Genomic DNA, 10744 nt, shown 5'->3' on the forward strand with positions numbered 1-10744 from the left:
TGATGTGCTTGATTCCGGTGTTGTTGGCTTCGACCTTGCCGGTGGTGGCGCCGGTGACGATGAGGACTTCGATCTMCTTCCACCACCGGCAGACAGTGCGATAGAGCTTGTTCATCTCCGGCCGCCCCGCGGCCTCAACGAGGGCCTTGAGTTCCTCGGCTCTTCGTGGTTGATGGGGAATTGAGTTCGTGTCGTTGAAGACAAGGGGGCCCGTGGCCCTGTTGGGATGAGTGTGTCTAAGCATTCAACCTGGAACAGGACCACGAGCCTTGATCGAGCCTACCGGGGTCGCAGCCGAYGCTGCCACCATCCTTTTCAACCTGCCCGACTACCACGTCATTTCCACCACCATCACTGCCGGCCGCCGGCAGGTCATCGTTGAAACCGACCAGCCGCCGGGCTGCCCAAGCTGCGGTGTGATCGCGTCCCGGCGGAAAGAGCGCCGGCTTCAACGGCTCCGCGATGTTCCCGTGGCCGGGCCGGTGGAGGTGCTCTGGTCCAAGTACCGCTGGTACTGCGAAGAAGTGGCGTGTGACTGGCTGTCGTTCTTTGAATCCACGCCGCAGGTGCCGCGCCGTGCCCGTTCGACGGGCCGGCTGCGGGACCAGCTCGTGGACGCGGTCATTCGCTCTGGCAGGGCTGTGTCCGAGACGGCTGCCGGTTTCGCCGTGTCCTGGTGGTTCGTTCGTGCGGCCGGTGACCGAGGCCTGCTTGCTCAGGCTGCCCGATGTGGACAAGTTCAGTCCGCGGATGCTGGGCATTGATGAGCACCGGTTCCGGTCCGTGCGCTACTTCCAGGACCCGGGAACGAAGGCGTGGACACGGTTCGAGCCGTGGATGACAACCATCGTGGACCTGGACACCGGTCAGGTCCTGGGCGTGGTCGACGGCCGCGATCACAAGGGTGTCGGGGACTGGCTGTTCGCCCGCCCGCTGGAATGGCGGCTGGCCGTGCAGGTCGTCGCKATCGACCCCTCGGCGGCGTTCCGTAAAGCGTTGCGGATGTGGCTGCCGCGCACGGCAGTCGCGGTTGATCATTTCCACCTGATCTCGTTGGCCAACCAGGCCATGACCGAGACTCGGCAGAACCTCTCCCAACAGGTCAAGGGCCGCCGCGGCCGGGCCATCGACAAGGCCTGGGCGCACCGCATGCTCCTGCTGCGAGGCGGCGACAACCTCAGTTGCAGGGCCGCCCTCCGACTCGAGGAAGTGTTCACCCTGGACGATCCCACCGGAACCTTGGAGGCCGTCTGGAAAGTCAAGGAACAGCTCAGGGCACTGCTCCGCACCGGTTCCCTGGAAGACGCCGMGGTGGCCAAGAAGGTGCTCGAGGAGCTGGTCAAGGCAGCCGGACGGCCGGAAACCAACAGGCTCTACCGCACCGTCTGCCGGTGGTGGAAGGAGATCGAAGTCCTCATCGTCACCGGCGCCACCACCGGCAAGGTCGAAGCCAACAACACCGGAATCAAGCACATCAAACGCACCGCCCGCGGCTACCGCAACGCAGGGAACTACAAATCGATTATTCTCATGAGAAGTGCCGTCCGGACGGCGGCATGACACTCATCCGGGAATCAATTTCCCCATGAACCTTGAAGAGCCAGTTCCTCCTTCGCGCGGCGGCGTCAGCCAGCGAGTTGGTGCGCAGCAGCGCCCGCAGCTGTTCCTTGACCTTCCACACAGCCTGGAGCTTGCCGGTCGGGTCATCGGCGGCGAAGACCTCCGCCAGGCGGTGGGCCGCGGTCTCGGTGAGTGTGTCGCCGGCGCGCAGGAGCAGCATCCGGTGCGCCCAGGCTTTGTCGACGCCCCGGCCGCGGCGGTCCTTGACCTGCTGGGAGAGGTTCTGCCGGGCCTCTGTCACCGCCTGATTGGCCAGGGACACCAGATGAAAATTATCGACCGCGACCGCGACAGCGGTGCGGGGAAGCCACATCCTCAGAGCTTTCCGGAACGCTGCCGACGGGTCGATCGCGACCACCTGCACGCCCAGCCGCCACTGAAGCGGGCGGCCGAAGAGCCAGTCCCCGACGCCCTTGTGATCCCGTCCGTCGACCACGCCCAGGACCTGGCCGGTGTCCAGGTCAACGATGGTGGTMATCCACGGCTCATGCCTGGTCCACGAGCCGGAGTCGGGGTCACGGAAATTMCGCACGGACCGGAACCGGTGCTCGTCGATGCGCAGCATCCGCGGACTGAGTTTGTCCACGTCGGGCAGGGTGAGGACGCAGGCTTCTGTCAGCGCGGCACGGACCATCCACCAGGACACCGTGAATAAGGAGACACGACTAGTTCCGTCTCTACGCCTCAGTCCGGCGATGCTGCCCCGTCGTCGCTCCCTCCCCCTATAAACCTAAAAATGCGAATTTCATAATTTTCTTGCTCAAGAGTCTTCGGATTGTAGAGATCCGGGTTTTTATCCATCMCTAGACTGGTAACCTTTCCCTTCTTATGGTTTACCGCTGCCACCTGTGAAAAGATCAGACCCTCGATGCTTGCCACATTCATCCATGGATGATCGATCAAGAACGAAAGAATGGCCAGATATGCTTCCCCATTCGGTGCATGCGATCTAGCGAAATAACGTAGTAAGCCCGCAATGACGGAAATGCCGTTGCGGCCACCCATGTGGGCCTGATCCTCCCAATGATCGAGATGGATATGCTCGTTCCTAGTTGGCTGCTGTGGTGGGTTGGCGGCAATTAGGTCCCATCCTTCTGAGGGAGGCATCACATCCGAATAGCTCCCATGAACTATCTCCAAATCGACGCGCAGGGCTCCGGCATTGCGCATCGAGAGTTCGACTGCAAACGGGTTAATGTCACACGTTGTCACGCGCGCACCGTTSGCGGCGAGCGTTATCGGGATCATTCCTGCCCCGCATCCAGGAACGAAAACACGGCGTCCATTAGAGCTCGGCAGACAATCGATGAGCAGGATCGTTGACTCACTTGGTTGCAATACGCGAGCCGAGCGGTAAGGAAGGCTAATCGTTTTCATGCGTCGCCGAACGGTAAGTGCACGGCTTTTTTGACACCTACAAAATCCGCTTCAATTACCGGTTTCTCCGCGAGTGGGTACTGAATGAGGCAAAGGGTTTTAATCTCCAAATCGATTTCTTTTTCGAGGCCGATCTTTTCGATCATATCTTTGGTTGCCGCCATGGATTTTCCGGTCTTGAGAGATGCGTCAACTATTAGGCAATCATATTTGCCTTGTCCGTGGCACAGGTCCTTCACGCGCGAACCAAGAGCATCCAGCGATGAGGGCGGCGCGTCCGGATCAGGGGCCATAAAAATGGGGCATCTTCGTCMAAGTTCCAACCAGAATAGGTATCCGATCATTCCCCCAGCAGGGTATACGCCAATCATAAAGGTTGGATGGTAGCCGCCCCACAGCGTCCCTTTCTTGAATTTCGATGCGAGGTCGAGATAGATTGCCTGGAACTCTTGCCACGACAGAGATCCTGGGTCAGGTGTCCACTGGCTTGCTAGAACGTCATCAACGTAGTTCTCCGGCAGTAGTTCCTTCCAGTCCGTAACGGCGGCGCGAAGTTGCCCAACATGGTCTTCAAAGAAGAGCGACAAAGAGTCATCGATCCCAGCACCAAGAGTCGCCGAGGGGGAGCCAGTGTGACGTCGTATCCTGGCCTGTAAATGCTGAGACGCGCGAAGAAGTTCTGAAACCCTGCGAATGGCAGGCCTCGCACGTTCCTCTAGGGAACTGATGGCCGATTTCCGTGCATAGACGGAGCTACAGATGACACCAAATGCGATTGCGGCAGCCCATAGAAAAAGGGTGAGGAGGATCGACTCTAATGAGGAGAGTTGACGGCGCGTTGACACGAAGAGTGAGAGGCCGCCGATCACAGCGCTCACAACTAGCAGGGCGAACAATACGACTACGGTCGCMGTGATATTGAGCTTACTCATATGTCCCCTTGCCGTTTGTGACACGCACACCTCGAAGCGAGAGCTCATTCCCACGATCTCCCGCTACTAGACGAGCCTGCTGCTATTCGTAGCACTTAACCTGAACGTGCAAAACCCTGTTTTGCTGATGAAATCGATGATCTGCTTCTGGGAGTTTGGACTATCCAGGTTCGGTTGACTCCTGACTTGTGAGGCTTCAATCCATCCCGGAAGGGTATTTGCCAAGCCCACGCCCGGTTGCGCGCCTGCGATTCTGCGCCGGGATCGACGGTCCAGCGGCGGTTCACGTCGTACAAGTTATCGCATGCTCGGACACTCCGGCAGCTGGACCATACCGACGGACGACAGGATGAAACAATCCCCGGAGTTGATCCGGCMTCACTGAGGCCTTCTCCCGCCGGAACGTCGCGACGAGCTGCCAGTCAGCTCCTCGTTGCTCAGGTAGCCGATATGCCTCACGAATTCCTCTTGCTCCCCCGTTGGCCATTCTTCGAACTGCCGGCTGATGAAGTCAGACATGCCGCGGCTGCATAAGCACCCCTCATTATCGTTTGTTATAGAACMGCGGATCCATAACAAGCGATAAACCGTCAACCCTCTTTCACAGAGAAGAACGCGCAGCGTCCGTGCTACAGCCCAGGCCGGTGGATGGTTACGCAGACACGGCCGTACGTCCAGCCCGGCAACGCCCCGGCMCTGCTCCCCCGGATCCGCATCGTCGCCGTCAGGGCAGTCCACAACATCTCTGACCGGTTGTACGGCGTCGAACACACACCGCTCCGCGGGGGGCTGCGAGAACACTTACGTCCTTGTCCCGGTGAAAGTTCAGACCAGCTAAGTCCTTACCATGCTCAGATAGCGGTAAACGGTGGCGCGGCTGACTCCGATGATCTTCCCGACGTCGGCCGGTGCGAGCCCTTGGGCTTTCAGGTCACTGGAACTTGCTCATCGTGGGAAGTAGCAATCAGCGTTCTAAGTCCTGCGACGATGCTATTCCCCGGCCTCCGAGCGATTGCGGATAGGCTCCCCGAKACCGCTGGCCCTGCTGATGATCCGTCCGMGACCCGATCTGTCTGGCCACTCAGCCTGCGCTCCTCGGATGACGCCCACGTCAGAACCCGTTCTCACTCAAAGAAGCACGGACCGGCTTCTAAGAAATGTTTGTGAGAGGATTTTGGGATGAGGAGCGAGCCCGAAGCCACCGCCGCGTCGGACGCCGATGACGTTGAGCGGCACCCGTGCCCCCGCTGCGACGTCCAGCCCGGCTCACCGTGCCGGTCCCGCTCCGGAGCCGTCGCCTCGACCTACCACACCGGCCGGTTCACCAAAGTCCCCCGCCTGGCGAAGGAACTGCGCGTGCCGACCCCGGCCGACCGCGGGCCCGGCCAGCCCTGGCGGCCGGGCACCCCGCCGCCGGCACCAATCMCCGCAGACACCCCGAGCGCGGACATCCGCGTCGGCTACGCCCGCTGCTCCCACCTGACCCAGGAACTCCAGTCCCAGCTGGATGCGCTGGCCGCGCACGGCATCCCGCGCGAAAAGATCTTCRCCGAGAAGATCTCCACCCGCGTCCGGGTCCGCCCCGAGTTCGAGAAGGCACTGGAGGCAGCCCGGCAGATCAAGGCCCACGCCCCGCACTGCCGAGTCATCTTCACCGTCTACGAGATGAAACGGCTCGGACGGGATTCCGCCGAACTGACCGCCCTGGCGGACCACCTCACCGCACACGGCATCGCCCTGGAAATGCTCGCCGGGCCGCTCACCGGGATCTACGACCCGACCGGGACCGGCCGGGTGCTGTTCGCGTTCTTCGCCGCGATGGCCGAAACCGAACGCGAGAACATCCGCGAAGCCACCCTCGAAGGCCTCAACGCGGCCGCCCGCAAGGGAAACCACGGCGGGCGCCCACCGGTCATCACCGACGACATGCTGCACACCGTGCTGCGCCGCCGCGCCAACGGCGAGTCCGTCGAGGACATCCGCCCCGACCTGATCATCCCCACCGGCAAACGCAAAGGCCGCAACCCCAGCCTGGCCAGCATCTACCGGGCCCTCACCCAGCACCAGAAACGCCAGGCCTACCCCGAAGCCGTCGACCAGGCCCACACCGACTTCACCACGCTCCAGCCGGACACCTGACGCGACCGAACGGCCGGGTTACCGCCGGTCAGCCATATCCGCCCTTTTTTCGCCGCGTACTACGGCGACCCCTTGGCTCCCGTCGGCAACAACATCACGCTTCTGCATACCGGCCGCGACAACGCGCGTCCAGTCACAGCCGGGCGACTTGGCTCGATGACTCACGCGCGTAGAGCCCGGATGCCTCACCTTGATAGGCGGCAATAGGCGGACAGGAGTTCCACTTGGACCTCGACGAAGGTGTTCTCCAGCATTAGCGCAGTTTTCAAGTACGAGGGACGTTCCTTGATAGCTTGGATCTAAACGGTGAGGACGGGACTATGACAGCGGCCGTTCCGTGGACGGGCAAGCCTGCATTGGTGCCTTCATCGCCGCCGGTCTGTTTATCGCCGGCTCTGGCAGGATGGCTCATCGCCCTGAGGTGCCGAAGCAGTCATCTATTGCCGGGGACGGACCGAAGCCCGTCGCGGTCCGTCCCCGACATTCCGGAGTAAGTATTTACCAATACAGGGGGTATKGTCATGCTCGAAGGGAAACCCGGTGCTCCTCGGGCCCGGGGCCGGGACGTGCTGGCGTGTTTCCTGGCCGTCCAGGCGGTCTTCGCCCTGACAGCGGGGGCGGTCCTCATCCTGGACCCGTCGGGAATCGCCGCCCACGCGGACCTCCAATGGCTGCTGGGCACGCTGATTGTGGTGCCCATCCTCRTGGCCGGCTTCCTGGCCCTGCGGTTCTACCGGAGCCACCGCACAGAGACAGCCGACGCGCGCAATGCCGCCCAGCTGATGGACACCGTCCTGACCACCAGCCACGAATGGTTGTGGGCGCTGGATGCCCGCGGCATTTTCACCTTCTCCAGCCCCGTCAGTACCGATCTCACCGGCTATCACCCTTCGGAGCTTGTCGGGAATCACTTCAGCATCGTTGCCGATGTCGAGGACATCCCGGAGGCGATCAGGTCATTGCTCAACGCGCCCGAGGTTGAAGGTCGCGCCCGCGGCATCCTCCGTTGCCGGCACCGGGACGGGAGCACGGTCTGGATCGAATCCTCCACGCACAACCGCCCCGCAGGGGCCCGGCAGGCCGCCGGTCTGGAGGGGACCAGCCGAAGGGTTCCCGTGGAGACAGCCCGGGAAGCAGCCGCCGCCCGCAGCCGCACCCGGATCAGGACCATGATCGACGGGAACAAGCTGCTGACGGCCTTCCAGCCGATCAAGAACCTGGCCGCAGGGCACCTTATCGGCGCCGAAGCGCTGACGCGTTTCGCCAACGAGGACGCGACCGGACCTGACTACTGGTTCGAGGAAGCCGCCTCGGCGGGACTCACGGAGGACCTCGAAATCGCAGCGCTCGAGACTGCTCTCAAGGCTGCACCGGGGTTGCCGCCAGGGATCTACGTGGCCCTGAATGTCTCCCCTTCCACCTGCATGGACCCGAGGTTGCCAGGGATTCTGGAACGGTCCGGCCTCGCTTTCCAGCGGATCGTCCTGGAGCTGACGGAAAGGCTCAAGGTGGAGGAATATTGTCCCCTCCTCTCGGCTCTGGAACCGCTGCGCCGCCGGGGCCTGCGGATCGCCATCGATGACGCCGGCTCAGGCTTTGCCTCCATGCGGCATGTCCTGCAGATCAGGCCCGACATCATCAAACTGGACCGTACCCTCATTACAGGCATCCACGACGACGAGGGCCGGCAAGCGTTCGGCGCCGCCATGGCAGAGTTTGCACGCCGGCTCGGCGCCACCCTTGTTGCGGAGGGCATCGAAACCGAGGCGGAACTGGCCACTGTCACCGAATTAGGGATGACCGCCGGACAGGGCTACCTCCTGGGACGACCCACGGTTGACGAACACGAGTGGGAGACCTGGCGATTGCAGACATGGGCCGCTGCGGGCCGGTTCAACTAATCCCAATAAACAGCCTGCGATTAGCCGGAGAAGAACGATCAAAAGCGTCGACCGGTGCAGGTCTCCGGACAGGTCTTTGGACGATCCTGGCCAGCAAAGATGAGACACTGGCCCTTCTGGGCCTGGCCGCTAGGAAGAACGGCTTCCGGACGCTCGTCCTCGAACCCCCGGGCATCGTCCTGGAGATTTCAAGGTCGCTTCACAGGAGGCGGCCGGCATCCCKCCTGGGCGGAGCCCTCACTGAGACCGAACGCGGCACGGCAATCCGCTGGAGCAGCACTGACGAAACACCCAGGGCACATGAGCACCTTCTCAGCGTTGAAGAAGCGCTGCCAGCTGGAAAAATCGACTACCGCGGGATGGACGAAGCCTCAAAGGCGTCAGGCCTGGTCCTCGAGGGACGGCGGGCGTTCCGCAACGTCCTCCGCAAGCTTGTCGGTGACGAATGGGTGCTCGCTGTCGCCAGGGGGAAGCTGGCCTCCGAAGCAGGCATCGTGGCTCTGACGGACCAGCGACTCCTGCTCGTGCAGGATAACCATCTCGGTAGTCTGCTCCTKGACGTCCCCCTCGACTCGATCGGCGGGCTCGTCCTGGGAAAGAAGAGTACCGGCGAAACGCTGCGGATAGGGCCCAGCCCATCCTCTGTCCTTATATCTCACCTGGGCCACGGCGAAGGCCATGGCATCACGGCAAAATTCAGGGAACACATGAAAGAGCTTTCCCGCACCACTCCGATGTTCCCCCTGGAGGGATAGTCCTCACAGCCGGCGACTATGTTTTCAACGCGGGGTCTCCGGGTAGGCACAGCGATGCGCAGCCCGTCGTGCCAGCGGCGCCAGGGGTGCGTATTCGGGCACTTCCGGCCGTCCGGTCAGTTCCAGGACAATCCTCTCCAGCGGCAGGCCGGAACGCGGAAGAAGCACCGGCAGCTGCGGGTCCCGGCAGGCGTCCGATGAAATGTTCAGGGTCACGTAAATTCCCGGGGAAGCCCCCGGTCGGCCTCGAGGGCCGTTTCCAGCGCAGGTGCTGTCCCGCCGTGGGGCTGCGGATAGGTTGAAAGGCGGTCATCAGCATTTTCCGGTCGATCATCTCCCGGATCCGGGCCCGACTGCAGAACTCCGATACTTCCCGCGCCGTCACCGGCGGCAGCAGCCTGCCGGTGCCTTCGAAGCCGCCGCACTCGCGTGGCGCACATTGCCGGAGACCTCCATCCACACCGGGCTGCCGTCACGGTGCCGGCAATGAACAACCGCACCGCTCCATCAACGATTCCCCGGCCCCGTGACCGCTCCACACAGTGGCTCGGTCACGCGGCAGCCGCCGCAGTCATCGATCCAGGAAGGGGCGGTCCCTCCCCAGACCGAACGAGAGACGATCGGGGCGCGGTGTGGAAGACTGCCGATCATGACCCAGGGTTCATTCCCGTTTACGCCCAGGACCTCCAAGGACCTGAGTGAGGGGGATCTCAATCCGAATCGGATCAGGGGCCGCTACACGGCGCCGCAAGTCCATCAGCCGCGCCGGCGATGCCGTGCCAGCCACCCACGAACAACGCCGGGTAGGCGCTACCCGGCGCCCACCCGGGCACGGCCAAGCTACTTCGGGCTTTTCCCGCCCGTTACATTTATTGGGTCCCCGACCGCCGGCGACATGGTCGCTGGACCAGGTATGACTTTCCTGCCTTGTCACTGATGACCGGGACCGGCGATATGCACAGCCTCCCTGGCGGATGTCGCGGCCGGCAATCTAAAACCCGCACCGGGCGGCGTGGCCGGTGCGGCCCGGACCCGCCGCCTGCAGCCAACCTCAGGGCGGCAACCCGAGACGTGATACTGGAGAAGCGATGGGCAATGCATGGCCGTTAGTGTTAGACMTTTTGGGAACGTTCTTCTTCGCCATCTCCGGGTGCCTGCTGGCGGCCAGCCGAGGCTTTGACATCGTGGGTTCGCTGCTGCTGGGATCACTCACCGGACTCGGGGGCGGCGTCTTGCGGGACCTKATCATAGGGGTCACCCCGACAGCTCTTGCCCAGCCCGCATACCTGGCACCGCCTGTGGCCGCAGCGCTGCTGGTTTACTTCCTCGTCCACCATGTCACGCGGTTTCCGCGGACACTGCTCGTTTTCGACGCCGGCGGCCTGGCGCTGTTCTCCATCACCGGAACCGTGGCGGCCCTGGCCGCCGGCATGAACCCCATCGCCGCGACCCTCCTTGGAGTGACGACCGGCGTCGGCGGCGGGCTGCTGCGTGACGTCGTCGCCAACCGCGATCCACAGCTCTTCAACCCCAAGGACATCTACGCCGTCCCGGCCTTCCTCGGAGCGGCCCTGACCACCGCCCTAAGCTACCTGAACCTACTCAACATCGTGACGGAGCTATGCGTCGCGGCCCTGGTGTTCACCCTCCGGATACTGTCTCTGCACTACCGGTGGCGGATTCCCCACGCGGCCCGCCCCCGGCCCKACGAGGCCTAACAGGCCGGACCAAGCCGGCTAGCCCGGGACCGGGCGCCAGGGCATCGCCCCCTTCGGACAAGAAAGAGAAGCACCCTGGACGCAGCCACGCACCTGATGCAGCACTACGAGCCAGGACCGGGAAGACTTCTACAAGGACCTGCACCGAAACCCCGAACTGTCACACCAGGAACAACGGCCAAGGGCCCACCCTCCTCCCGAGGGCCGGCATGGACACGGCGCCGGTCATGCACACCCGCGGTCACGACATCCATGACGCCGCCGCCTGGACGCCGCGAGGGTGCCGTGCACCGGGCCCGGTG

At 63.0% G+C, this 10744-nt stretch carries 11 protein-coding genes and 1 pseudogene; 6 read left to right on the plus strand and 6 right to left on the minus strand.

Translation table 11 applies throughout. The features are described from left to right. A pseudogene (locus AC1DBQ_RS18205) lies at positions 1-151 on the minus strand (transposase); the annotation flags it as partial. A 118-nt stretch (positions 152-269) separates the two neighbouring features. On the opposite strand from AC1DBQ_RS18205, the gene AC1DBQ_RS18210 reads away from it, so the two are divergent. Next, the gene (locus tag AC1DBQ_RS18210) at positions 270-764 is read left to right on the plus strand and encodes a transposase family protein (protein ID WP_476929847.1); all 495 of its coding nucleotides are present in this window, start codon (positions 270-272) and stop codon (positions 762-764) included. Then, positions 730-1560, plus strand: a complete 831-nt coding sequence (locus AC1DBQ_RS18215; protein WP_476929848.1) for an ISL3 family transposase — start codon at positions 730-732, stop codon at positions 1558-1560. Before AC1DBQ_RS18210 ends, AC1DBQ_RS18215 begins: the two co-directional genes overlap by 35 nt. Here the strand turns inward: AC1DBQ_RS18215 and AC1DBQ_RS18220 are convergent. The 4 genes from AC1DBQ_RS18220 to AC1DBQ_RS18235 form a co-directional block, all read right to left on the minus strand. Next, on the minus strand, positions 1529-2254 hold the full coding sequence (locus AC1DBQ_RS18220) for an ISL3 family transposase (protein WP_476929849.1): 726 nt from the start codon (positions 2252-2254) through the stop codon (positions 1529-1531). The genes AC1DBQ_RS18215 and AC1DBQ_RS18220 overlap by 32 nt on opposite strands. 50 nt (positions 2255-2304) lie before the next feature. Continuing rightward, complete coding sequence (locus tag AC1DBQ_RS18225; protein ID WP_476929850.1) at positions 2305-2997, minus strand: methyltransferase; 693 nt, start codon at positions 2995-2997, stop codon at positions 2305-2307. Further along, positions 2994-3929, minus strand: coding sequence for a hypothetical protein (locus AC1DBQ_RS18230; protein ID WP_476929851.1), 936 nt, complete (start codon positions 3927-3929; stop codon positions 2994-2996). The genes AC1DBQ_RS18225 and AC1DBQ_RS18230 overlap by 4 nt, the downstream gene beginning before the upstream one ends. Before the next feature lie 834 nt (positions 3930-4763). After that, a complete protein-coding gene (locus tag AC1DBQ_RS18235; RefSeq protein WP_476929857.1) occupies positions 4764-4859 on the minus strand; it encodes a helix-turn-helix domain-containing protein in 96 nt (31 codons plus the stop codon). Between the two features lie 249 nt (positions 4860-5108). Between AC1DBQ_RS18235 and AC1DBQ_RS18240 the strand changes: the two genes are divergently transcribed. The 3 genes from AC1DBQ_RS18240 (at position 5109) to AC1DBQ_RS18250 (ending at position 8724) form a co-directional block, all read left to right on the plus strand. Continuing rightward, complete coding sequence (locus tag AC1DBQ_RS18240) at positions 5109-6068, plus strand: recombinase family protein (protein WP_476929852.1); 960 nt, start codon at positions 5109-5111, stop codon at positions 6066-6068. A gap of 521 nt (positions 6069-6589) precedes the next feature. After that, the gene (locus AC1DBQ_RS18245) at positions 6590-7969 is read left to right on the plus strand and encodes a sensor domain-containing phosphodiesterase (RefSeq protein ID WP_476929853.1); all 1380 of its coding nucleotides are present in this window, start codon (positions 6590-6592) and stop codon (positions 7967-7969) included. Further along, on the plus strand, positions 7918-8724 hold the full coding sequence (locus tag AC1DBQ_RS18250) for a hypothetical protein (protein ID WP_476929854.1): 807 nt from the start codon (positions 7918-7920) through the stop codon (positions 8722-8724). The genes AC1DBQ_RS18245 and AC1DBQ_RS18250 overlap by 52 nt, the downstream gene beginning before the upstream one ends. A gap of 24 nt (positions 8725-8748) precedes the next feature. On the opposite strand, the gene AC1DBQ_RS18255 is transcribed toward AC1DBQ_RS18250, so the two are convergent. Beyond that, positions 8749-8940, minus strand: a complete 192-nt coding sequence (locus tag AC1DBQ_RS18255; RefSeq protein ID WP_476929855.1) for a hypothetical protein — start codon at positions 8938-8940, stop codon at positions 8749-8751. Positions 8941-9812: 872 nt separating this feature from the next. On the opposite strand from AC1DBQ_RS18255, the gene AC1DBQ_RS18260 reads away from it, so the two are divergent. Beyond that, positions 9813-10442: a trimeric intracellular cation channel family protein gene (locus AC1DBQ_RS18260; RefSeq protein WP_476929856.1), complete on the plus strand. Its 630-nt coding sequence runs from the start codon at positions 9813-9815 to the stop codon at positions 10440-10442. The last annotated feature ends 302 nt before the right edge of the window (positions 10443-10744 follow it).

Source organism: Arthrobacter sp. 10T413_2, assembly GCF_056394205.1.